Here is a 23,062-nt window from a genome sequence, read left to right as displayed (position 1 = left end):
GCAACACTGTAATAGATAAGTGTAATTGAAACCATTTAATGGTATGATTTTATTTCTGTAATAGATCGAAGCAATTATGAGAAAGCATGTCGCGCAGCGGCCTTCTTTCAGAAATATTTGAGTCTCATCAATGAAGTAACTTATGTCTGTAAACTCATATGAAAAATATATTCATTAGCCTGTTACTGTATGGACTGGCTCTCGTTCTTTATAATGATTTGCTTAATGAGAATTATGACAGTGGCAGCGGCAGTTATCCCGCTGCGAGCTGGAATTACAAAGAAAAACTGGCTGGATACGCGGATCGGGAACGACCTTACCGCCAGGCTTCGTTCTCCAATAATAACGACCGTGACTTATACCGCTAGTACTGCTCCATCAATTTAATAATGATGAGTACTAATTATTAAGCGCTCCGAAATTAATCGGTATTGCCAAATACAATCCGGTAAGGTCTGCAATTGCTTCATTGACAGTGCCAAAGCGGAAAAACTCAATTATGAGATTTGTATGATGTTGCGCGGCAAAATTCAGCATGGTGCGAATGGTATCCGGGCTGCCTGCTGGCGAATCTGAAATGCTGTGCTGTACCAGAATCAGTGGAAAAACGCCAGTATCTAATTCTTCCAATTTCGCTTCGACAAAATACCGACGACCTTTGAGGTGCAAGGTCGCGATATAGATATTTCAATGCAACATGCACAGTAGAGAAAATAAAGTCAAATCGAATTTCCAGCTGTTGCCCCCAGTGTGCAGTATCGGTTGAATCCGGCATCTGATGTGTGCCGAATTCGAATATTTCAGCTCGTTTGTTTTTGCTGGAAATAAAAGCGGCGATATGGCAGCCCCATGTTCTGAGAAACTGCTCGACTAATTGACCTGGCCCGTTCACATCGATCACCCCCTTGCCGGCTGGAGTAAGCACGTACAATCCGGCTGCCCACTTCATTCATGCGTTGAGCGAGCTACAAGTAATGTACCTTGTTCTAGTGATAGCTGCAATTGTTCCGATTACTTCATGACCCGGCACGAAAAGGTATTGTGTCGTACCCTAGGCATTTTGTAACAAGATCAGATCATTGTAGCTGATACATTCTATTCCACTGCAATTCCTATACCCTCCGGTCTCTTTGGACCCGGATTACACTCAAATGGCTCAAGCTTTTCGCCTGACTCATATAAAGCATTTATCTCTCCTTGATTAATTGTTCGTTATTCAATGCCTGTTCATATCATTTTGTTATTTCATTTACCTTGGTTCCGCGTTCAATACAAACACCTACCTTTTTGACACCTCGGATGATTCCCAACTTTGCAATACTGACTTTCACCCAGGGTGATTTGAATTCATTTATGATGGTTTGCGCAATATGTTCGGCCAGTGCTTCCAGTAATGAAAAGTGTTTCTTTTCAAGAATCGTGTTAATGCGTTGAACGATAAGCGCATAATCAATCGCATCATCAATACTATCTGTTTTGCCGGCGTGAGGATTGGACAAAGCAATCTCAAGGTCCAGTTGAATTGTCTGGGCAACTTTGCGTTCCCAAGGATAGATTCCAATCAGTGTTTTAGCTTTATAATCGCGAAGAAAGATAATATCCATTATGATGTCGCCATAAAATAGTTTGAATGGTTTTTTACTACAAGTTTATTCTACTTTGCTGAAGCGGTACTAATTCTGATGACACTACTGGCTTTTATTTTCTTCGCATATCTGATCGGCTCGATACCTTTTGCGCTTATTTCCAGCTGGATTTTCAAACTACCGGACCCGCGTACTTATGGCTCAAAAAACCCCGGAGCAACCAACGTACTGCGTAGCGGCAAGAAAGTTGCCGCCGTACTGACACTGATAGGTGATGCAGGTAAAGGCTGGCTGGCAATTGTTTTAGCATATTCATTTGCGCCTTCCTGGAATATGGGCGATGACGCTGTTGCAGCCGCTGCGCTGGCAGTTTTTCTGGGGCATGTGTTTCCGATATTTTTACATTTTCATGGCGGTAAAGGTGTTGCTACGGCTGTGGGTGTACTGCTTGGGCTGAATCCGATACTGGGTCTGCTGGCAATTGCCACATGGATTGCAGTTGCCGTTATCTCTCGATACTCATCGCTATCTGCGTTAATCGCAGCGACACTGGCTCCCGTGTATGCATACTTTTTTTTCGGGTTTGCACTGAATACACTTGCCGTTCTGCTGATGGCGTGCATGCTGATATGGCGCCATCAGGCCAACATCACCAACTTAATTACCGGCAAAGAAAGTCGTATTGGACAGAAAAAACCGCCCGCATGATGATCGAAATTAATAATTAATTGACTGTCAGCCATACTTTATCGAGCAATCGTCTCTATGCAATCAGTTGATAAGCTACTGCCTGTTTCACATTCTTGTGCGATTATTTCAGAATCTTCAGCGATATATTCCACATATATCAATGCTATCAAAGATACCAAAAATGCTAAAAAAAACAGTGTTTTCTCGTTCATTTCTTCTCCATTCCCAACGTTTTGTTCTGTTATCAATCTACATTGTACGCTGTGATTTATATTCCGAATGACCAGCTACAGTATTACTGCATGAGCAAGCTACAGTTATTATAAACGTGACAACAGAAGCTGTTTGATTTCGGTATCGGTTAACACAACAGGATTGGTTTTCATGCTGCTGCCGCGCGCATTAGCTATCACTTTGTCCAGTGCCGCTTCTTGTAAACCATAAGAGGACAAACGCGGCAAATTCAGCCCCTCCGTCCATTCCGTCAACAGCTGTATCAATGCATTATGGGCTGATTCCTTGTCATGAAAATGCTTTTGGCAAAGGATTCCGGCCACATGTGCATATTTAGCCAACGCTTTATTATCGGGTTCCCTGGTTTGCATGCTTTTGATATTTATATCGGTAGCTGCCGCCACCAAAGTGCCGCATACTACACCGTGCGGTATCGGATAAAAGGCACCCAGAGGCGATGCCAGTCCATGCACCGAACCCAGGCCGACCTGCGCCAGTGTAATGCCTGAAAGCAAGGCAGCATAGGCCATTTTTTCACGGTATTCATAAACCTTGCTAGTTGTTTTGTCATTTTGCTGTGTACAGTGTTGATATAGCGGAACTAATGCATCCCGCACAGCCTGCAAACCACTCAGCGCCAATGCATCGGTGAAGGCATTGGATTTTATCGACACATAGGATTCCAGCAACTGCGTTAACGCGTCCATACCATTAGCTGCAATCACGTTTGGTGGACAACTGCTTAATAATTCTGGATCAACAACTGCATATTCTGCCACCAGTTTTTCATGACGGAAGGATTTTTTAAAGCCATGTGCACCTTGCACGCTTAACACGGCATTTTTTGTTGCTTCACTGCCGGTACCTGCAGTTGTCGGCACAGCGATCAATGGAATGGACGGGCCTTTGTATGGTAATTCCGGTCCTACGCCTTCCAGATAATCCATAACCGAGCGCTGCACATTCATTAAACCTGCAAGGGCCTTCGCTGCATCGAGTGCGCTGCCGCCGCCAATACCGACCACAACCTCTAAAGAAGTATCGGCTAATGCTTTGACCGTATCATCAATTAAAGCAGGAGATGGTTCACCGGCAACGATGCAATGTTCAAAACTGATCGCACGGTGATTGAGCGCGTCAATGAATGATTGCCACCCAGATATGTTTTTATAGGAATGCGCACCAGTCACTAATAAAATTCGCGTGCCATATCTGGTAACAATATCCGGTAATTGATGAAAAACACCTGAGCCAAATTCGATACGGGGTAATCTTGCTATAGAAAAATTTAACATCCGGTACCTGCCCCTGGATACAATCCATCATACACAATGCCCTGACGCGGCTCGCTCATCCAGTCCGCCACCGTTTTGCGCCAGGTAAGATAATGCGTAGTAGTTTTATGGGCGACTGCATCCTGCTGTGTTTTATAACATTCATAGAGTACGAATTTTGTCGGTTCTTCAACAGATTGCAGAATATCAAAACGTAGATTCCCAGGCTCCTGAACGGAGCCTTCATGATTTAACCGGCAGGCTTTTTTGAACGCTTCCACATTCTCCGGTTTAACTGAAACAGATATAATGGTCACATACATATATCCTCTCCTTGATTGTTATTAGTACTTCATCAACTTAGGAATGATGCGTTTTTTAGCGTTAATGGCAAGACAGATTCACCAGCGAGGGTTTTTTTCTGTCAATAAGCCTGACGCGGCGATTGGCTGGTATTTGCGCTGAGTAAGTGCAGCAACGCTGTGACGATGCACCGTTCTTTCAAGTTGATTGAGTATTAGTATGTTGTTGTAAAAGACGCACTGATAATAAAGCATACCATCAAATATTGTAGTAATTGGATACCTTAGGCTATAGTAAGCAGTATTGAAAACTTTTTACTGATAATCATTGTAATTTCCACTTTTATTTGTCATGTATTCTAAACCGCCGGAATGCGCTTGTTGATATGGCAATAATCCGCATTAAGAATCTACTGCTGCGAACTTATATTGGTTTTAATGAAGAAGAAATCATTAAGCTACAAGATGTTGTCATCAATATGACGATTGATGCCGATCTGAACCGTGCTATAAAAAACGATACAGTTGACAAATCTTATAATTACAAAACTATTACTAAAGATGTGATCACGCTTGTGCAGGCACGAAAATTCAAAATGCTGGAAAATTTAACACAAACAATTCTTGACGAAATCATGAAAAATAAAAAGGTCCGTTTTGCCAGAGTAGAAGTTGATAAACCGCATGCACTTCGATTTGCCGAATCAGTTTCGATCGAACTGGAAGCCACGCAAGAAACGAGAAAGTAAGGATTCAAAGCAATGGAAGGCGATACAAATGTGTGCATTATTGGTATCGGATCAAATATCAACCCCGAAAAAAACACCCAGGTAGCTTTGGCGATTTTGAAACGGGAAGTCGATGTTCAGAGTACGTCCAAATGGGTTAAAACCGCCCCCATCGGCATCGCTAGTCAGAATGATTTCATCAATGGTGCAGTTAAAGTTCGAACTGCCATGTCCCGGGAAGCATTCAAAAATTATTTGAAAATACTGGAAAACAGATTAGGCAGAGATCGCACGCTTCCCAAATTCGGTCCGCGGGTGATTGATCTTGATATTATTGTCTGGAATGACGAAATCGTCGACGATGACTACTACACCAGGGCCTTTGTCAGAGATGCGGTTCACGAACTGAAAGACAAAACATAAACACTGTTTGCGCTATATCGTCCCGACCTTGCATGCTCTTGTATTACACTACTGATGCTTACACATTTTTAGCTGACAATTGCTTGGATTTCGGCAAAAAACCAAATTTCTCTGTACTTTTAATAAAAATAGCGCGTATACTCTAAGGTGTCGTATGGATTCAAGTTGTGGAACAGTACCGTTGAGTGGGCTTTTTCCTTGATATTCGATGACTGCTTGCACGCTAAAACAAGCAAGCGCAACTTCATTATTCAATTTTTTAAGCATTAAGGAAAATAACATGGCAACAGGTGTTGTAAAGTGGTTCAATGATTCAAAAGGTTTTGGTTTCATTACACCCGATGATGGCGGAGAAGATTTATTTGCACACTTCTCAGCGATCCAAAGCAATGGATTTAAATCACTTAGAGAAGCACAACGCGTCGCTTTCGAAGTAACGACCGGCCCTAAAGGCAAGCAGGCGTCAAATATCCGTCCTGAATAAAACTTAACGCTTTGCGTTAAGCACAAAAAGCCCCGATTTATCGGGGTTTTTTTATTTTCTAAAATCATTCCCAGAGCATACTTCTTTGCATAAATTTCGGCCTGATTGCTTGTTGCGAAAATTTAGCACGTCATTTGCAAACATATAATTCATAAGCTCTGTTTAACATAAATGTAATTTAACAGCTATATAGCTTGCTAATTCTAAAATTAGCCTTATGCTATACAATGTGTTCAAACAACTTAAGATTACAAGCGGAGAAAAAATGCCAATCAGCGAAATCTGTAATCGGGACGTTATCATCATTCAAAGAGAAGAATCCGCAATGGAGGCAGCCAAACTGATGCGACGGCATCATGTTGGCAATGTGATTGTGATCGAGGAACAAAGCAATGTCCGCAAGCCAATAGGGATTGTAACCGATAGAGATCTTGTGGTAGAAATTATGGCGACCGAATTAGATCCTTCTGTTATTACGGTTGGCGATATTATGGTACCTAAGCTCGTAACTGTTAAAGAAAGCACAGGTGTTTTTGAAACAATTCAATATATGCGCCGCAACGCGGTCAGACGGTCACCTATAATTGACGACCGTGGCGGGTTAATCGGCATCGTTGCATTGGACGATCTTTTACAATTATTGGTTGAGGAATTAGCCGACCTCGCCAAGTTGACCAGTCGTGAAATCGACAAAGAAATACAACAGCGTCCTTAGCAGCCTGTTGATGCTTAAGATCTATGTAAAAACAAAACTTAGTCATCGCAAATAAACATACATGTTTTTTCAGTTAACTGACGAAAAAGTTCCGTGAGTTGAATGACCGGACTATTTATGTCATAGTCAAAATCGCTTCCGGACTAAAGCATTTGGCCTTATCCTGTCAATTAAGACAATTCACATACTTCAGGGAGAATGTTATGAAGAAAAATCTAATTTACGTAAAATTGACCGTTGCAGGTATTGCAAGCTTAGCCTTGATGATGATGGGTTGTGCATCAGGCGGTGGTGGCAACAATGCGCTCAGTACGGTCGATAGCGGTTTATCTTCGATTGAACAATCCGCACAGGCTGGACGACAGGCTATCGCATCAGGAGCGGCTGCAGCGTCTGGCATGACAAATATGGCTAACAGTGCGGCGACTGGGCAAATTGATTTGGTGGGTATCTTAACCCGGCAACTGGGAATATCGCCACAACAGGCTTTAGGTGGTGCAGGTGCCATATTCCAGGCAGCGCAGACAGGTATGAATCCACAAGCTTTTTCGACATTGTCGCAATCGGTTCCCGGTATTAACGAAATGCTGAGCGCAGCTCCTGCAGTTCCAAACCCTTTGGGAAGCATGGGCAGCGGTGTATCCACTATATTGGGTAGTGCTGGCAATACGCTCAACAGTGCTGCGTCACTTGCGGCTTCGTTTCAACAGTTAAACCTATCGCCGGAAATGGTTGGCCAGTTTATTCCAATTGTGACGAATTACGTACAAAATACCAGTGGACAGGTAACGGCCAATCTATTGCGTTCCGCTTTAGGGGCACCGTAACAAAACGGCACATCTGATTAAAAACAAATGGGAAAGCAGTACTCAGCTGTTTTCCTGTTCAGAGACTCATCTTGTTGATTATTTTAAAATAAATTCTACACGATTACCTGCATTTCCTTCACTTTCTTTTGTTTTCTGCATACCTAAAACAAACAAGCGATCACCGGAAATTTCCCCTTTGTTCAGCAACCAGCTTTGCGCAGCAACAGCACGGTCGTGAGCCAGTTCCTGCATATCATCCTCGCTGACTTCAATATGTTCAAGGAGAAGTCGCTCCATATCTTCATCAGGCAGACTTTTAGTAAAGCCAAAAAAGTTGGTTGGCTTTTCAAAATCTGTTTCTTTATAAACAATTTCGAGAAAATTGCTGTATTCGTCCGGTGTTAGTTTAACATTTTCCAGTGACCCGGCAGTATGCCCTTTTTGGGTTTCTGCCGTCAGTTTTTGCGCCTTGACTTTACGTTGCAGGATCGCATGTTTCAATCCTTCATGGTCGTTAACCGGATCAACATGACCGGCTATTTCAAGGCGTAATGCAGGACGGTCTTTGAGTATCTCAGATAATGCCTGCAATCGGCTCTCAGCTTCCGTTTCGATGGAAGCTAATCCTGGCGAAAAAATTATTTCCGACAACTCCTCACCTTCTCCGAACATTGACCCGAGCAGTGCAAAAGGTGCAGTCACTGCTCGAGTGATGAGGTTAATAAAGGCATCCAGGATGATATCACCCATGCTGAATTGCGGATCATCAATCGAGCCTTTGATCGGTAAATGGATATCGATCTCTCCGCGCCGGTTTTTGAGCAAGGCGATGGCGAGTTTGAGTGGGACTGACACTGCCTCCTCACTTTCAACACGATCGCCGAGTGTGAATTGGTCCAGAAAGACATTATTTTCAGCAGTTAACACGCCCTGCTCGATATGATAATGGATATCTACAGACAATTTACCTTTTTCAATGGCGTAGCCGACATATTTTCCTGAATAGGGACTAAATTGCGGTAAATCGATTTCTTTTGCCTTTGCTATGATATCCAGCAACAGTTCCGATCCGAACGGCTCAATTTTACCGCGAATTTCCAACGGTGCAGTTCGATCAATAGCGCCTTTGATATCAATCGTGCCTGTCTGGGTGGAATGAATTGGGCCGATTTGACCGGCAAGTCCGGTCAAGTTTGCATGATAATTAGGTTGTACGAACCGATCTTGAAAATCAACATTGCCCTGTTGCAACATAACTTTTCCGATATGTAGCGGCATGGTTTCTTTTTCCTGCGTTTTTCCAGTTGCCGCCACATCAGTCTGTGCCTGATTATCCTCAAGTGCCGCCGTTTCATCCTGCCGCAGGATCTGCTTGAGATTCAGTTCGCCATTTGGCAACAACATTACACGTGCAAAAAAATTACCCAGTTTTACCGTATCTATATTTACTTTTAAGGGCTCATTGGCAAAATCCAGGCCGTTTATATCCAGATTCTTCCAGCGTAATAAGTCCCTCGCTGTCTCTGGATCAAAAATATTGAAATTTCCGAGCTGACCATCGCCACTGACAGCCACCAGGAGCGGTTCACCATCGGCCTTAACAGCACCCTGAAAGGACAAATCACCGCTGGTCAGTAACACGTTTAAAGTATCACCGGCCCAACCCTGTAAGGAAACCAGATCGACGGCATTCAGATTCAGATTTAAATTTACGGCGAACGGCGACCAAGCCAGCAGACCATCAGCCTCAATACTGCCATGCTGATTGACCCGTGCGTTCAGTTTTAGATCAAGCGGTTTGGTACCGCTAATGTCTATATTCTCCACAGATAAGTCAAGCGGATCAATCACCATCGGTGCAACATCTGACAGTGATAAATCTGCATACTGAATTGCCGCTGCATTGAGCTTAAGTTGTTTGATCTGAACAAGCCATGAGGCATTTTGGCTTTCATCCTGCTCGTTTTCGATTTGTACAGCAATCCCTTCTTTATAAAGTGGCTTTCTGCCAGGAACTGGAATAGCAGAAGCTCCAGTCTCAGGCGTTTCCGGTGAAGTTTCCTGGTTGGCAGCAAGATTCAACCGCGCTTCAAATTCTTGGTGAGACGGCTTTCTGTTAGGTTTGGGAATCAATGCAGTGTGTACATCGGGCGCATCATTTGTTGGCGTGAAAAATTCATCAGCATCTGAAGCCGTAAAAAATTTTGCCAGATTAATAGTGCCGTCTATCTCACGGTTTACAACACCCGTTAATCCATCCAAGGTAATGGTATTCAGGGCGACGTTGCGTGCGGACATATCAAGTAACAGATCATTGACTGTCACTTTCTGCAGCGAAAGTGCGGCTTCTTTTTTATCTGTCAGCGGGGATGATAGCGGTGACAGCGCAATATCACCCAAATACAATCCCAGCCGGGAGGGTTTCTGTCCGGTCAAATCATACTGATTTAAACGCAGATGCAAATTCCCCAAATCAAACTGGTAGGGCGTCTGCACAGATTCATTTTTGACAGTAACCTGCTTCAATTCGGTCTCCCCTGATAACGTTATAGCAGGCGTTTCCTCATTGAACTGGGTAAATGCCAATGTCAGATTACTTTTAAAATAACCTGATATTAAACGGATACCAGTTGGAAACGGGACATATTCATCAAGACTCATCAAATTGATGTTGTCGAGGTTGAGCGACAATGTGGCCTCACGTTTATCGGTAAAAGGCCGCAGCTTTCCTTCCAGTGAAATAGGTGCGCCATTTATCTTGGCGTTGAAATGCGGCTCGATCCAGTTGGCTTTCATTTTGTCTAAATTAGCGACAAAGGGAATAGCAAAGTTAATTTCGGAGATATTCTGATGATTCTTCTTGAAATGATCCACCCATTCAATATGACCATTTTTTAGAATAATATTACTTACTGAGAAAAGCGCTGGCTGATCTTCATCGTCTTCGGTTGGCCGTGAGAATTTCTCAATCAAGTCAGAAAAATTAAATTGACCCTCTCCCTCGCGCGACAAGCGAACGCGCAGCGTGTTTAGCGTAATCGTACTGATAACGGGTGCGAACTGGGTGATCGATTCTGAACTGATGTCGATATACAGTTCATCAAACGAAACAAATGTTTCGTTTGTATCTGCGCTGTCTTTTCTCTCCCCGATCTGAAAACCATGAACGGACAGTTCCAGTGTGTATGGTTTGAATTCGATAGCATGCACGCTGACAGGGCGCTCTAGAAGCTCTGACAGATGTAACTCCAGCTGAGATTTTGCATAACCAGGCAGCCAGAAATAACCCAGCAAACCAAACAAGGCAATCAATGCCACGATCACGGCCAGACTGATACCCACACGCTTGCGCGTGATAAAGCGGACGCTCTTACTCTGCGTCTTAGATCCAATCTGAGTCATGGCAATATCCTTTCCGATTTACTGGTTACACAATTTTCAATGTGTCAATAATACTATTTTAATCATACATTTTGATTTTATGCTAAAACAGTGAAAATGCACCTGGATTTACTCAAATCCTAGATAATAAATATGCTGAGGACAGCAAAATATCAATAATGCGACCCATCCTGTAATCCGAGTAACTCGACATCGAAAATCAGCGTGGCATTCGGTGGAATAACCCTTCCAGCACCACGGGAACCATACGCCATAGATGATGGAATGATGAGCGTGCGTTCTCCGCCAACTTTCATTCCTCTCACGCCTTGATCCCAGCCTTTAATAACCTTTCCCGCGCCGAGCATGAAGGAAAAATGCGCTTTCCGATCATGCGAGCTATCAAATTTTCTGCCTTTATTATCCGGCGCGCTTTCATCATAAAGCCAACCTGTGTAATGCACATTAACGGTCTTGCCAATACCGGCTTCCTCACCTTCACCCACTTTTCGATCAATTTTTTCAAACTGTGGCTCCGATTCCGCAGCCTGTTCTTGGTAAGCAAAAGTTGGCTGAGATACAAAAAACAATAGCATGACAGCAATAAAGCCAATTGAACTTAAAATATTTTTTCTTATAGACATCATTTTCCTCCGGAAATAAACAAAACTTTATTCGAATCTTGGACTCTCATTCATGTATCATAACCCTAACATGAATTTATTCTTAGAAACGAACCTTTTTAGACGATTCTACGTGTCCAGACAATGCAGTCGGCTGATAATAACGAAATAATCGCAAGCAACCAGGATATGCTCGGCCCTCAGGCAGCAGGTTTGTTGCGATTGCATCCTTCTCCGCTGATTCGCAGTCTCTATCTGGGAGCGGGTTGCTTAGCCCTCATGCTGGGCGCGCTGGGCGTCATACTGCCGATTTTGCCGACAACACCATTTGTTTTATTGGCGGCGGCATGCTTTGCAAGAGGTTCCGAACGCTTTCATTGCAAACTGATGACTAATCGCTATACCGGGCCGATTATTCTTGAATGGCGTTTGCATCGCAGCATACCCCGTAAGGCTAAACGTCTGGCTTATATAATGACTGCTTTATCATTCAGCATTTCAATTCTGATTGTTCCTGAAATGTGGCAAAAAATAATGCTCGCAACAATCGCCTGTATACTGGCTTTTTTTCTTGCGCGTATACCAGTCAAAGAAGCGAACGCTACTAACTCTGACTGATGCGTCGTTAAAAACGACCTATATGTTGGGTGCCCTACAAGAAGACCCAAAAGATGCATTTATTTTAGCTTAGCTATGCTATTAAGTTGAAACATTCAGTACCTCTCGCTCTTCCGGACTGGTTTTCAGCCGCTCAGAATCTGCGCTCGGCGATTTTGTCGACTGTTTTTGCCTGGCAGCGACCACTTCATGAAGCTTTTCGACAGCCTGTCAAAATTGACACTTTATCTATGCCGCAAAAAAATTTACGATTCCATTTTTTAAAACTCGGACATCGCCTACAATATAGCTTTTTTGCTTTTCAATTTTTTTTCATGGTATGAATCTATCGCTTATTGCGTTAACGCCGTTTCTAGGCGCCGGTTTTGTTGCAGCCATTTCGCGTCTGGGGCGTTTGCATGCCGCCTGGGGATCCGGTCTGGTCACTTTAATCGCGCTGCTCTTGCTGTTCCCTCACGCAACCGATGCTTTTACAGGACAGGTGGTGGTGCACAGCATTTCTTGGATACCCATGCTGGGCATGGATTTTGCCTTTCGCCTGGATGGGTTGGGGCTTTTATTTTCCCTTCTGATATTGTGTATCGGTCTGCTGATTATTCTTTATGCAAGATATTACCTGTCCGACCGCGATGATATGGGGCGCTTTTATGCCTATTTGCTCATGTTTATGGGCTCCATGCTGGGTATCGCCACATCTGAAAATGTTATCCAACTGCTGATTTTCTGGGAATTAACCAGTCTGTCATCATTCTTGCTGATCAGTTACTGGCAAACGCGTCATGAATCGCGCAGTGGCGCACGTATGGCTTTAGCCGTTACCGGCGGCGGCGGCCTGGCATTACTGGGTGGCTTTTTATTATTGGGCCAAATTGTCGGCAGCTACAATTTAACGGATATTTTGGCCTCCGGTGATTTGATCCGTTCCCACGACTTATATCTGCCGATGTTGATTCTGGTTTTGCTCGGCGCATTTACCAAGTCCGCGCAATTTCCTTTTCATTTCTGGCTGCCCAATGCCATGGCTGCTCCTACACCTGTTTCAGCGTATCTGCATTCCGCCACTATGGTTAAAGCGGGTGTTTTCCTGCTGGCACGCCTTTTTCCAGCGTTATCGGGTACATCTGCATGGTTTTGGCTGGTCTGTATCACAGGACTTGTAACACTGGTTGTAGCTGCCTATATCGCCATGTTCAAGCATGACTTAAAAGGACTGCTTGCCTATTCGACCATCAGTCATTTGGGTTTGATTACATTATTATTCGGCATTGGCACGCCCATGGCTGCTTTGGCGGGTGTTTTTCATATCATCAATCATGCGATTTTCAAAGCCTCGTTATTCATGGCGGCCGGCATTATTCATCATGAAACCGGCACGCGCGACATGCGCATACTCAGAGGTTTATGGAGGTACATGCCGCATACTGCGCTGCTTGCGATGGTCGCAGCCGCATCAATGGCCGGTGTACCTTTATTTAATGGTTTCCTCTCAAAGGAAATGTTTTTTGCCGAAACACTTTTTGTCATCAATCAACCGTGGGGCTGGCTGTTACCGGCAGCAGCTACACTGGCAGGTATTTTTGCTGTGGCGTATTCATTACGATTCATTCATAACGTATTTTTTGACGGAGAGCCCACTGATTTGCCCAAGCAGCCTCATGAGCCCCCTCGTTTTATGAAAGTACCAGTGGAAATACTGGTCGCCTTGTGCTTGCTGGTCGGTATCTTTCCGGCGCTTACCGTTGAACCCATACTGGCTGTTGCTGCTTCCAGCGTATTACAAGGCCCGGTTCCCGAACATGACCTGGCCATCTGGCATGGTTTTAACACTGCCTTGTTTATGAGTATTACCGCGCTGGTTGGCGGCGTGATACTTTATCTGATACGAAAGCCACTGTTCGTGTTTCAGGAGCACATGGAAAAACTGCTGGACTTCAAGGCATTATTTGATTTTCTTATCGAAAAACTATTTCATCTGGCCAATACCGTCACACATTTTCTGGATAAGCAATCACTGCAGCGAATGTTGTTTGTTTTTATACTTTTCATGATGGTTCTGGGCATAACAGGCATGACAGCAACGGATTACAATTACAACCTGACAGGAGAACGCAGCATACTCCCGGTTGACGGTGTCAGCCTGTTAATCGCTCTGGTTCTCGTTATGGCTGCGGTTTCAACTGTTGTCTTGCACCGGCAGCGACTGATCTCACTCGTTTTACTGGGAACAGTCGGTTTGGGCGTATCACTGGTTTTTGTTAAATTTTCTGCACCAGACCTGGCTTTGACGCAACTTTCCGTAGAAGTCGTCACCATAGTTCTCATGTTGCTGGCATTATATTTTTTACCGCAGCAGTCCCCGGATGAATCGGGTAAATGGTTGCGCAGCCGTGATGCAATTATTGCAATGGCAGCCGGCTGCGGTGTTGCATTGCTTGCTTGGGCGGTATTAACCCGGCCTTATAGAAGTATTGCAGATTATTTTCTTGAAAACAGTTTGCCAGGTGGCGGTGGCACCAATGTCGTGAACGTCATACTCGTTGACTTTCGAGGATATGATACGCTGGGCGAAATAACCGTTCTGGCACTTGCAGGACTGGGCATTTACGCCATGCTTGAGCATCTTAAAATTGCCGGTGCCAGCCATGATAGTGAAGGGCGCGCCTGGGATAAGGATTTGCACCCGGTTATTATGGCTTCTTTTGCACGCCTGCTGTTACCACTTGCGCTACTGGTTTCCGTGTTTATTTTGCTTCGAGGACATAATTTACCCGGCGGCGGTTTTATTGCCGGTTTGATTACCGCTGTTGCTCTGGTTATGCAGTATCTGGCCAATGGTGTGATCTGGACACAAGCGCGTTTGCCTATCAATATGCAACTGGTGATCGGGTTTGGGCTGCTGATTGCCACCGCCACCGGATTGGCCAGCTGGATTTTCGGCTATCCTTTCCTGACTTCAACGTTCAGTCATATACACTGGCCGGTGATTGGCGAATTTGAACTGGCTTCTGCCATGGCTTTTGATCTGGGTGTTTATCTGGTTGTTGTTGGCGCTACATTATTAATTTTAATTTATCTGGGTCTGGTGCATCATCAAAGCCATCAGATGAAAGCCAGAAAGCGAATACGTTAATGGAATTATTGATTGCTATCATTGTGGGTGTACTCACGGCCTGTGGCGTTTATCTGTCGCTTCGCGGCCGCACGTTCCCCGTGGTGCTTGGTTTGACTTTTCTATCTTATGCCGTCAATTTGTTTTTGCTCATCATGGGCCGACTGACTATTGGCAGTCCTCCAATCATCAGTGAAAACGTAATGCATTACGCCGATCCGTTACCTCAGGCGCTGGTATTGACTGCCATTGTCATCAGTTTCGGCATGACAGCTTTTGTAATCGTTTTATCCTTAAAAGCGTTTCTGGAAATGGGCAACGATCAGGTGGACGGGAAGCATAAACCATGATGAATCACATTGTTATTTTTCCCGTAATGCTACCGTTGCTGGCGGGCATTTTGTTACTGCTGCTGCCCAAGCGGAAATTGCCTTTAAAACGCGCGATCAGTCTCTCTTTGGTAATGCTGCAGGTCGTCACCGCTGGTTTCCTGTTAGGTGCCGTTAACAGCGGCGATATTCTGGCGTATGCATTAGGCAATTGGTCGCCACCTTTCGGTATTGTATTGGTGGCTGACAGGCTGGCCGCATGGATGCTTATTGTTACGGCACTTGTCGCATCATGTGCATTACTTTACGCTATACGCGGCACAGATAAAAATGGCGTGCATTTTCACACGCTATTTCAATTACAGTTATTCGGTTTGAATGGCGCTTTTCTAACAGGCGATCTGTTTAACCTATTTGTGTTTTTTGAAATCCTGTTGCTGGCATCCTACAGCCTGTTATTGCACGGTGGGGGTCGATTAAAAACAAAAGCCGGTCTTCATTTTGTCGTCATCAACCTGGTTGGTTCAACATTATTTCTGTTCGCGGTAGGCATATTGTACGGCCTGCTGGGAACGCTGAATATGGCAGATCTGGCTGTGAAAGTCGTCAGTGTAGCGGCAGAAGACGTTGCTTTGATTTATACGGCGGGACTGCTGTTATTTGCGGTTTTCGCTCTGAAAGCGGCGCTGCTGCCGCTTTACTTGTGGCTGCCTGCAGCCTATGCACATACCACGGCAACCGTTGCAGCCTTGTTTGCGATTATGACTAAAGTCGGTGCATATTGTATTTTACGTGTTTATACCTTGATATTTGGCGCTCAGGCAGGCCCCGTAGCGAATTTGATTGAAGCATGGCTTTTGCCCCTGGCGTTAATGACACTGATTGTGGGCGTGTTCGGAACGCTGGCCAGTACAAGAATGCGTCAGCAGGTCGCCTATCTCGTCATCACATCTGTCGGCACATTGTTAACAGCTTTCGGCATGAATACTGAATCCGGTATTGCCGCAGGGTTGTATTACCTGCCGCATTCAACTTTTACTACGGCTGCATTGTTTTTGCTCGTGGATTGTATCGCCAATCGGCGCAACGTTATGGATGACCAGTTTGAGCCCGGCCCCATCATTCAACAACACCGGTTATTGGGTGCATTGTTTTTTGTGCTTGCCATCTTGATAGCCGGCATGCCGCCATTATCCGGGTTTATCGGCAAATTTTTAATTTTGAACGCGGCCCTGGCGCATTCGGCATTGTGGTGGATTATGGGAATTGTATTAATCACAAGCCTGTTCACCCTGATCGCTTTGGCGCGCGGCGGAAGTATGCTGTTTTATCGCGCACAATCACCGCATATCTGTGATGTCGATCTCAGCACCGATGTGCCTCGCGGCGTATTGTCGGTGACCGGTGAATTAACATCGGTTATCTGCTTGCTCGCGTTGTCTATTGGTCTGGTTATTTACGCAGGTGTCATTACGGATTATACGACGGCTATCGCAGATCAATTGCTGCAACCTGAAGCTTACATACAATCGGTATTGAACATGGAGGTCAATCAGTAATGACACGTTTGTTACCGCACCCTGTTTTAACACCTGTGCTCGCAGTTATTTGGTTGCTTCTGAATAACAGCATCGAACCTGGACAAATTCTGCTGGGTCTGGCACTGAGTTGGGCGATACCGGTACTGACAATACGTTTCTGGCCGGAAGCGGTATCAATCCAGAAACCGTTTGCCTTGGTCCGTTACACAATAATATTATTTTATGACATCATCATGGCAAATTTCACGGTGGCGCGACTGATACTAGGAAATCCGGATAAACTGAAACCCAGCTTTGTCAAGCTGCCGCTCGATTTGACCTCTGATCTGGCAATAAGCTTATTGGCCAACAGCATCACCTTAACGCCGGGTACTTTGTCAGCGCAACTTTCGGACGATCATAGTTACCTGCTGGTGCATGCACTGAATGAAACAGATCCCGAAACGCTTGTCGCAAACATCAAGCAGCGTTACGAAAAACCTCTGAAGGAGATTTTTGAATCATGTTAGCGATTTCAATACAGATAGCACTCGCGCTGGTGACTGCCGCTGTTGCGATGAGTTTCTGGCGTTTGCTGCGCGGTCCGGATGCCCCTGATCGGATACTGGCGCTCGACACGCTTTATATCAATACCATTGCAATACTTGTGCTGTTCGGCATCCATCTGGGCAGCGCGCTTTTTTTCGAAGCAGCATTACTAATTGCACTGATGGGATTTATTGGCACAGTCGCCTTGTGCAAGTATTTGTTGCGTGGCGATATTATTGAGTAAGTTATGCTGGAATTCTTTTTATCTTTTCTGATTCTAACCGGCGCGATTTTCACATTCATCGGTTCATTGGGACTTGTCAGACTCAAAGATATGTATACGCGTCTGCATGGACCCACTAAAGCAACGACGCTCGGTGTCGGCAGTTTGTTGATTGCCTCGGCAATTTATTTCAGTGCACAAGGCCCGAGCATCAGTCTGCATGAATTTTTGATCACGATTTTTCTTCTCATTACTGCTCCGGTGAGTGCGCACTTGTTGGCCAAGACTGCATTGCATTTAAACCTGACTTCTTTGGCCGAGAAACCGGAAAAAGACGCCATTGACCAGGGTGGGCCGGATGAAGTAGACACAGCTGAAGAAACTGAAAAGGCGGATACCACAGATACCGCTGTAAAGCCGGAAGCTGCCGAAGCCCTGCAAGCACCCGATCAAACAAAGTCATAGCCTGAGAGCACGCGCGATCAAGTCGGCACTGGCTCAACAAAAGTTTTTTGTGCAGGACTGATCGGCAATACCTTGATCGCTGTTACCAAATTTATCGCTTCGGTCATTACCGGCAGTTCCGCTATGTTGTCCGTGGCGATACATTCATTAGTTAATACCGGTAATTAAGGACTATTGCTTTACGGCATCAAACGTGCGAACAGGCCGGCAGACAGTGACAACCCGTTTGGCTACGGTAAAGAATATCTATTTCTGGAGTTTTATTGTTGCTATTCTGATTTTTGCCTTAGGTGCGGGTGTATCCATTTACGAGGGCATTCGGCATATTATTTCACCTGAGTCGATCAAAAATCCATTCGTCAACTATATCGTGCTGGGGTTGGCATTACTTGTTGAAGGTGTGGCATGGTATATGGCTTTCAATAAATTTCAGAAAGGTAGAGGAAAATGGAGTTATGTCAAGGCCGTGCAACGCGCCAAGGATCCGTCTATTTTTGTTGTCTTATTTGAAGATTCAGCCGCACTGCTTGGCCTGTTAGTAGCTTTCTTGGGCGTACTGCTGACCCAAATAACCGGTATGCTTTGGTTTGATTCTGGCGGGTATTGCTATCTGGCTGGCCATCGAAACAAAAGGTTTGCTCATCCATCGATGGGAGTGCCAACAGCGAAGTCAACCAGACGATTCACGCCATTGCCGCAAGCTACAACGGAGTTGATCATGTTAATGAAGCGCTCACTCTGTTTATAGGGCCGGGTTTTATTCTGGTTAACACCAGTATCGACTTTACAGACAATATGTCAGCAACTGAAGTTGAGCATACCATTGCTGCGATTGATCAGGAGATCAAATCAAAGAACGTGCTTGTCAAGCGGATATTTATTGAGGCCGAAAGACGCATAGTACAAAAAAACCGCCTCGTGCAGGCCACGGAGCAAGACCCTTAGTTTTTATAAATTTCAGATCAATCGGCTATTCATCTGCTTTGTGTACAGTAATACGGCGGATGTATCCGTCCGGCTCAAAGTAAATACATTCACGTCCGTACCTTCTGACAGGCTCATCTGCCGCCGCATCCGTTGCCGTCATCAAAAAATCGAACTCGACACCTTCATTATCAATCGGACGGTAATTCGATACTTCCCAGTGCACATTCGGATAACGCGCAAAAAAACTCAACATCATTTCATGGATGGCAATCCTGCCTTTATACTCTCCAAAATAGGCCGAATGGTAAGTGGCGCTACCCAGAAACATTGTTTCAATGCGTCTGAGATCATGCTTGTTGGATAATTCAACATAGTTTTTTGCCAACTCTATATTTTTTTGTACACTCATTAACCGCTCCCCCTAAGAGATTAATTTGTAAAAGTGATCTGCGCAGACGTGTTAGCGCGAATTATTCTGTGCAGCTGATTCATCACGCTTAAAAACCCATTCATATTCTTTGCTTTCAGCTTCATCAAATTTGTAACCTGCAACGTCAAAGTTCTTGATTTCTCCTGGCGATCTTAGTTTGTTCTGGATGATATAGCGACTCATCAAGCCACGGGCTTTTTTTGCATAAAAGCTGATAATTTTGTAAACGCCGTTTTTCTGATCTTTAAAAGCCGGTGTAATAACGTTGGCATGCAGCTTATCCGTTTTGACGGATTTAAAGTATTCATTGGAAGCAAGATTGATCAGCGTATCCGTATTTTGTTTTTTTAAATCCTGATTAAGGGCTTCAGTAATTTTCTCCCCCCAGAACTCATATAAATTATTTCCGCGGGCATTTTGTAGCTGCGTACCCATTTCCAAACGGTATGGCTGCATCAGATCAAGTGGACGAAGAACGCCATATAAGCCGGATAGTATCCGTAAATGATCCTGGGCAAAATCGACATCTTCGGTACTCAACGTTCCCACATTCAACCCCGCGTAAACATCGCCCTTAAATGCGCATATGGCCGGCTTGGCATTCTCCGGATTGAAAGGCCGCGTCCATTCATAATAGCGATTTGAATTCAGTACAGCGAGTTTGGGACTGATGGCCATCAGTTTACCAATTTGATCCGGTTCTAACGTTCGAAGCTGATCAATCAAGACTGCCGCATCATCAAGAAAAGCGGGCATGGAATAATTATTGGTGCAAGCGGGTGTATCAACGTCTAGTTTTTTTGCTGGAGAAATAACAATAATCATGCATTTTTATCCTTAAAATTTCTGATTGAATAGCTTTACCTTAGCTAGCCCGTTGGAAAAACGTATTCAAGGCTGCCGATACAAAGTGAATTAGCGATGCTTAAACGAAATAAATCAATATTGTGAACCTGTTTTATTGCCGTAGCGGCAACGAAGATAGTTTTTCAACAGCCTGTAAGTATACTAAAATCATGCCTTATCTTTTTGCAAGTGAAAATTAAGGCGTGTTGCATTTTATCAACGCAACACCGAGAAACATTTATATTTTAAAACAACTAATGACAAAGTATGTCAGGCAGATTCTTTTAGGCATTATTATCGGATTGCTTGGCATGTTCATATATCTTACGCCTCAAGGCTGGTCTCTTGAGGAAAAATATGGCCTATACTGGCTGTTTCAGTTGCGCGGCACAATGCCCCCTCCCAATGAAGTCATAGTCGTCGCCATAGACAGACCATCAGCCAGTCAATTGGGCTTGCCCGTTACGCCCAATTTCTGGCCATGGCCGCGTAATATACATGCCAATCTGATTGATCGCTTGGCCCAGGCTGGCGCACAAGTCATTGTACTGGACCTTATCTTTCATACCATCGGAACAGTGCCTGAGCATGATCAACAATTAGCAAAAGCGATTAGAAGTGCCGGCAATGTAATTATTGTCGAAAGATTATATACAGAACAACTTGATTTTACGAATGATGAGAACGAGTCTTTTCAACTGAAGCTGATCAAAGAAGAAAGTATACCGCTTTTGCCGGAAATTTCAGACGCAGTCTTGTCTCATGCACCTTTCCCCTTGCCTGACAAACCCCGTATCAATGCCTACTGGGCTTTTAAGCCGGGTATTGGCGATGCGCCGACTATACCCGCTATCGTTTTACAGGCATTTACACTAAAGATTTATGATGACTTTAGGAGGTTGTTGCAAAAAGTACACAATCTTGATGTTGCACAACAGCTTCCTGATCAAGACCGCATAAAAGACCTAGAATCACTGGTTTTTACCATGCGACATCTGTTTGTCAATCAACCGGAAATCAAACGGCAATTATTGCTTGAATTGCGCGATAGCACATCGCTCGACAAGGATACAAAACAAATGATTCAGGTATTGATCAATCTGTATTCAGGCCAGGAAGCGTATTATCTCAATTTTTACGGACCGCCGCGCAGTATCAAGACGATCCCTTATTATCAATTCCTGCAACCGCCTGAAGGCGATGAGAAATCGTTGAATGCCGCGCTCGATAGCGTTAAAGACAAGGTTGTTTTTGTCGGGCTTTCTTCGACTACACAATCTGAAAACGAACAAATCAGAGACGCTTACCACTCAGTTTTTACCGATCCAGAAGGGGTAAAAATCAGTGGGGTTGAAATTGCAGCCACTGCATTTGCCAATTTACTCGAAAACAAGTCCGTGAGGCCTTTCTCATATGCGGGCAGCCTGGGATTGTTATTAATCATGGGATTAACGGCGGGCATCATCTTTCCACTGCTATCCAACAGGAATCTGATAGTGGTCAGTTTTATCCTGGCCGCTGCCTATGTCGTTTTCGCCTGGCTGTTGTTTAAGCAAGCCAGTATCTGGCTGCCGCTGGTTATTCCGCTTTTTATTATGATTCCCGGTGCCATATTTGGTGCAATCATACTCAAATATCTTGCCGCCCGGCATGAGCGTGATCAACTGCTGGAATTGTTCGGTCAATTTACGCCTGAACGCGTAGTCGGTGATTTAACCCGGCATGTAGATGCCAATTTACACAAAGACCAGCTCGTTTTTGGCGCATGTTTGTTTACCGATGTAAAAGGGTATACGACTCTTGCAGAAGCCATGGATGTCCGGCAGTTAAAACTGCTCATGGATGATTATTTCGATATTTTGTCGCGGTCTGTAAAACAAAACAATGGTGTTGTTTCAGAGAAAATTGGCGATGCCATGCTGGCTATCTGGGAAGTGACATCAGCGCGCAAAATCCTGCGGGAAGAAGCCTGCAAAGCGGGGCTTGCCATTGTAGACAATATCAATCAATTTAACCATGACCGCAACCATCCGGCTTTGCCCACACGTATTGGTATTCATTTCGGTGAATTGCTCATCACCAAATATGGTTCAGGTTCCATGGACAATTATATTTACCGCGTGGTCGGCGATCTCATCAACACCACCAGCCGCATCGAAGGGACAAACAAACTGCTGGGAACCAATTTACTGGTTACCAGCGAAGTCATTGAAGGCATAGATCGGTTTCTGACACGCCCTTTGGGCAGCTTCCTGTTTGCCGGCAAGTCATTGCCGGTTAACTTATGCGAACTGATAACCTACCAGCAGCGCGCCACTAACCAGCAAATACAGTTGTGCGCCATGTTTACCGATGCATTAACAGCCTACCTGCAGCAGCAGGCTATTGCGATCCAGAAATGGACGGAGATTCTCAGAATCTTCCCGAATGATGGACCCACGAAATTCTATCTGAGCATCTGTTCACAGTCTTCGCCTGATCAGTGGAGCTCCATCATAAAACTCAACGAAAAATAATAGACCAAGGCTTTACCAGGCCGTTGCAAAACGTTTTCGAGACAGATGATGCCAAGAAAGACAGGCAAAAAAGCGGAGTTTATACATAATAAATGAGTATTTTGAACCTGTTACTAACGCCGCAGCGACAATGTAGAAATTTTTTCAACGGTATGCCAGATCGTTTCGATGGTGACAAGTACCTTATTCACAACAGATTCTTAATTGCAACATTCTCGCTACGCTTCAAACTGCCCCGATATAAATCCCGGAAATTCATTCTGATTGATACTTTTCTTGTT

Annotated in this window: 27 protein-coding genes; 18 read left to right on the top strand and 9 right to left on the bottom strand. The window is 44.6% G+C overall.

Annotation, left to right across the window (positions count from 1 at the left end; translation table 11 throughout):
• Positions 1 to 158 precede the first annotated feature (158 nt).
• Entirely contained in the window at positions 159 to 368 is a 210-nt protein-coding gene (locus C8R11_RS02190) for a hypothetical protein (protein ID WP_090696480.1), read from the top strand.
• Positions 369 to 493: 125 nt separating this feature from the next.
• On the opposite strand, the gene C8R11_RS15840 is transcribed toward C8R11_RS02190, so the two are convergent.
• A complete protein-coding gene (locus tag C8R11_RS15840) occupies positions 494 to 949 on the bottom strand; it encodes an MDR/zinc-dependent alcohol dehydrogenase-like family protein (protein ID WP_146159047.1) in 456 nt (151 codons plus the stop codon).
• A gap of 283 nt (positions 950 to 1,232) precedes the next feature.
• The gene (locus C8R11_RS02180) at positions 1,233 to 1,604 is read right to left on the bottom strand and encodes a dihydroneopterin aldolase (RefSeq protein ID WP_107794270.1); all 372 of its coding nucleotides are present in this window, start codon (positions 1,602 to 1,604) and stop codon (positions 1,233 to 1,235) included.
• A gap of 78 nt (positions 1,605 to 1,682) precedes the next feature.
• Here C8R11_RS02180 and plsY point away from each other — a divergent pair, with 78 nt between their 5' ends.
• The gene (plsY, locus tag C8R11_RS02175) at positions 1,683 to 2,294 is read left to right on the top strand and encodes a glycerol-3-phosphate 1-O-acyltransferase PlsY (protein WP_107794269.1); all 612 of its coding nucleotides are present in this window, start codon (positions 1,683 to 1,685) and stop codon (positions 2,292 to 2,294) included.
• Positions 2,295 to 2,332: 38 nt separating this feature from the next.
• Here plsY and C8R11_RS15970 read toward each other — a convergent pair whose 3' ends face one another.
• The 3 genes from C8R11_RS15970 to C8R11_RS02165 form a co-directional block, all read right to left on the bottom strand.
• The gene (locus C8R11_RS15970; protein WP_181258129.1) at positions 2,333 to 2,488 is read right to left on the bottom strand and encodes a hypothetical protein; all 156 of its coding nucleotides are present in this window, start codon (positions 2,486 to 2,488) and stop codon (positions 2,333 to 2,335) included.
• A gap of 108 nt (positions 2,489 to 2,596) precedes the next feature.
• Complete coding sequence (locus C8R11_RS02170) at positions 2,597 to 3,805, bottom strand: iron-containing alcohol dehydrogenase (protein WP_107794268.1); 1,209 nt, start codon at positions 3,803 to 3,805, stop codon at positions 2,597 to 2,599.
• Entirely contained in the window at positions 3,799 to 4,107 is a 309-nt protein-coding gene (locus tag C8R11_RS02165; protein ID WP_107794267.1) for an antibiotic biosynthesis monooxygenase, read from the bottom strand. Before C8R11_RS02165 ends, C8R11_RS02170 begins: the two co-directional genes overlap by 7 nt.
• A 365-nt stretch (positions 4,108 to 4,472) precedes the next feature.
• On the opposite strand from C8R11_RS02165, the gene C8R11_RS02160 reads away from it, so the two are divergent.
• The 5 genes from C8R11_RS02160 to C8R11_RS02140 all read left to right on the top strand — a co-directional run bounded on the left by C8R11_RS02160 (position 4,473) and on the right by C8R11_RS02140 (position 7,263).
• Positions 4,473 to 4,835 carry a dihydroneopterin aldolase gene (locus C8R11_RS02160; RefSeq protein WP_107794266.1) on the top strand — a complete coding sequence of 121 codons (363 nt, stop codon included), beginning with the start codon at positions 4,473 to 4,475 and terminating at the stop codon, positions 4,833 to 4,835.
• A 12-nt stretch (positions 4,836 to 4,847) separates the two neighbouring features.
• Complete coding sequence (folK, locus tag C8R11_RS02155; protein WP_107794265.1) at positions 4,848 to 5,237, top strand: 2-amino-4-hydroxy-6-hydroxymethyldihydropteridine diphosphokinase; 390 nt, start codon at positions 4,848 to 4,850, stop codon at positions 5,235 to 5,237.
• A gap of 280 nt (positions 5,238 to 5,517) precedes the next feature.
• The gene (locus tag C8R11_RS02150; protein WP_090696494.1) at positions 5,518 to 5,721 is read left to right on the top strand and encodes a cold-shock protein; all 204 of its coding nucleotides are present in this window, start codon (positions 5,518 to 5,520) and stop codon (positions 5,719 to 5,721) included.
• Positions 5,722 to 5,986: 265 nt separating this feature from the next.
• On the top strand, positions 5,987 to 6,436 hold the full coding sequence (locus tag C8R11_RS02145) for a CBS domain-containing protein (RefSeq protein WP_107794264.1): 450 nt from the start codon (positions 5,987 to 5,989) through the stop codon (positions 6,434 to 6,436).
• 203 nt (positions 6,437 to 6,639) lie between these two features.
• Positions 6,640 to 7,263 carry a DUF2780 domain-containing protein gene (locus C8R11_RS02140; RefSeq protein WP_107794263.1) on the top strand — a complete coding sequence of 208 codons (624 nt, stop codon included), beginning with the start codon at positions 6,640 to 6,642 and terminating at the stop codon, positions 7,261 to 7,263.
• A gap of 78 nt (positions 7,264 to 7,341) precedes the next feature.
• On the opposite strand, the gene C8R11_RS02135 is transcribed toward C8R11_RS02140, so the two are convergent.
• A complete protein-coding gene (locus C8R11_RS02135; RefSeq protein WP_107794262.1) occupies positions 7,342 to 10,647 on the bottom strand; it encodes a DUF748 domain-containing protein in 3,306 nt (1,101 codons plus the stop codon).
• A 152-nt stretch (positions 10,648 to 10,799) separates the two neighbouring features.
• Positions 10,800 to 11,270 (bottom strand): FKBP-type peptidyl-prolyl cis-trans isomerase, encoded by a 471-nt coding sequence (locus C8R11_RS02130; RefSeq protein WP_107794261.1) that lies wholly within the window; start codon positions 11,268 to 11,270, stop codon positions 10,800 to 10,802.
• Between the two features lie 123 nt (positions 11,271 to 11,393).
• On the opposite strand from C8R11_RS02130, the gene C8R11_RS02125 reads away from it, so the two are divergent.
• The 10 genes from C8R11_RS02125 to C8R11_RS16385 all read left to right on the top strand — a co-directional run bounded on the left by C8R11_RS02125 (position 11,394) and on the right by C8R11_RS16385 (position 19,007).
• Positions 11,394 to 11,867: a YbaN family protein gene (locus C8R11_RS02125; RefSeq protein WP_107794260.1), complete on the top strand. Its 474-nt coding sequence runs from the start codon at positions 11,394 to 11,396 to the stop codon at positions 11,865 to 11,867.
• 319 nt (positions 11,868 to 12,186) lie between these two features.
• The gene (locus C8R11_RS02115; protein WP_107794258.1) at positions 12,187 to 14,997 is read left to right on the top strand and encodes a monovalent cation/H+ antiporter subunit A; all 2,811 of its coding nucleotides are present in this window, start codon (positions 12,187 to 12,189) and stop codon (positions 14,995 to 14,997) included.
• A complete protein-coding gene (locus tag C8R11_RS02110) occupies positions 14,997 to 15,326 on the top strand; it encodes a Na+/H+ antiporter subunit C (RefSeq protein WP_090696506.1) in 330 nt (109 codons plus the stop codon). The genes C8R11_RS02115 and C8R11_RS02110 overlap by 1 nt, the downstream gene beginning before the upstream one ends.
• Entirely contained in the window at positions 15,323 to 16,864 is a 1,542-nt protein-coding gene (locus tag C8R11_RS02105) for a monovalent cation/H+ antiporter subunit D (protein ID WP_219908526.1), read from the top strand. Before C8R11_RS02110 ends, C8R11_RS02105 begins: the two co-directional genes overlap by 4 nt.
• Positions 16,864 to 17,355, top strand: a complete 492-nt coding sequence (locus C8R11_RS02100) for a Na+/H+ antiporter subunit E (RefSeq protein WP_090696510.1) — start codon at positions 16,864 to 16,866, stop codon at positions 17,353 to 17,355. The genes C8R11_RS02105 and C8R11_RS02100 overlap by 1 nt, the downstream gene beginning before the upstream one ends.
• On the top strand, positions 17,349 to 17,618 hold the full coding sequence (locus C8R11_RS02095; RefSeq protein ID WP_107794256.1) for a K+/H+ antiporter subunit F: 270 nt from the start codon (positions 17,349 to 17,351) through the stop codon (positions 17,616 to 17,618). The genes C8R11_RS02100 and C8R11_RS02095 overlap by 7 nt, the downstream gene beginning before the upstream one ends.
• Positions 17,619 to 17,621: 3 nt before the next feature.
• Positions 17,622 to 18,062 (top strand): Na+/H+ antiporter subunit G, encoded by a 441-nt coding sequence (locus C8R11_RS02090; protein WP_107794255.1) that lies wholly within the window; start codon positions 17,622 to 17,624, stop codon positions 18,060 to 18,062.
• A gap of 57 nt (positions 18,063 to 18,119) precedes the next feature.
• Positions 18,120 to 18,230: a cation efflux transmembrane domain-containing protein gene (locus C8R11_RS17220; protein WP_483406940.1), complete on the top strand. Its 111-nt coding sequence runs from the start codon at positions 18,120 to 18,122 to the stop codon at positions 18,228 to 18,230.
• 46 nt (positions 18,231 to 18,276) lie between these two features.
• The gene (locus C8R11_RS16390) at positions 18,277 to 18,810 is read left to right on the top strand and encodes a cation diffusion facilitator family transporter (protein ID WP_219908525.1); all 534 of its coding nucleotides are present in this window, start codon (positions 18,277 to 18,279) and stop codon (positions 18,808 to 18,810) included.
• Between the two features lie 47 nt (positions 18,811 to 18,857).
• Positions 18,858 to 19,007 carry a hypothetical protein gene (locus C8R11_RS16385; RefSeq protein ID WP_219908524.1) on the top strand — a complete coding sequence of 50 codons (150 nt, stop codon included), beginning with the start codon at positions 18,858 to 18,860 and terminating at the stop codon, positions 19,005 to 19,007.
• 25 nt (positions 19,008 to 19,032) lie between these two features.
• Here the strand turns inward: C8R11_RS16385 and C8R11_RS02080 are convergent, their stop codons facing one another.
• Both C8R11_RS02080 and yaaA read right to left on the bottom strand, forming a co-directional pair.
• On the bottom strand, positions 19,033 to 19,398 hold the full coding sequence (locus C8R11_RS02080; protein ID WP_090696514.1) for a nuclear transport factor 2 family protein: 366 nt from the start codon (positions 19,396 to 19,398) through the stop codon (positions 19,033 to 19,035).
• 51 nt (positions 19,399 to 19,449) lie between these two features.
• Positions 19,450 to 20,244, bottom strand: a complete 795-nt coding sequence (yaaA, locus tag C8R11_RS02075) for a peroxide stress protein YaaA (RefSeq protein ID WP_107794254.1) — start codon at positions 20,242 to 20,244, stop codon at positions 19,450 to 19,452.
• Positions 20,245 to 20,522: 278 nt separating this feature from the next.
• Between yaaA and C8R11_RS02070 the strand changes: the two genes are divergently transcribed.
• A complete protein-coding gene (locus C8R11_RS02070; RefSeq protein WP_107794426.1) occupies positions 20,523 to 22,781 on the top strand; it encodes a CHASE2 domain-containing protein in 2,259 nt (752 codons plus the stop codon).
• Positions 22,782 to 23,062 lie beyond the last annotated feature (281 nt).

It is taken from the genome of Nitrosomonas aestuarii, assembly GCF_003046585.1.
Taxonomy (GTDB): Bacteria; Pseudomonadota; Gammaproteobacteria; order Burkholderiales; family Nitrosomonadaceae; genus Nitrosomonas; species Nitrosomonas aestuarii.
Note: the sequence above shows the minus strand (reverse complement) of the source record. Positions and strands in the feature narration are given on the sequence as shown.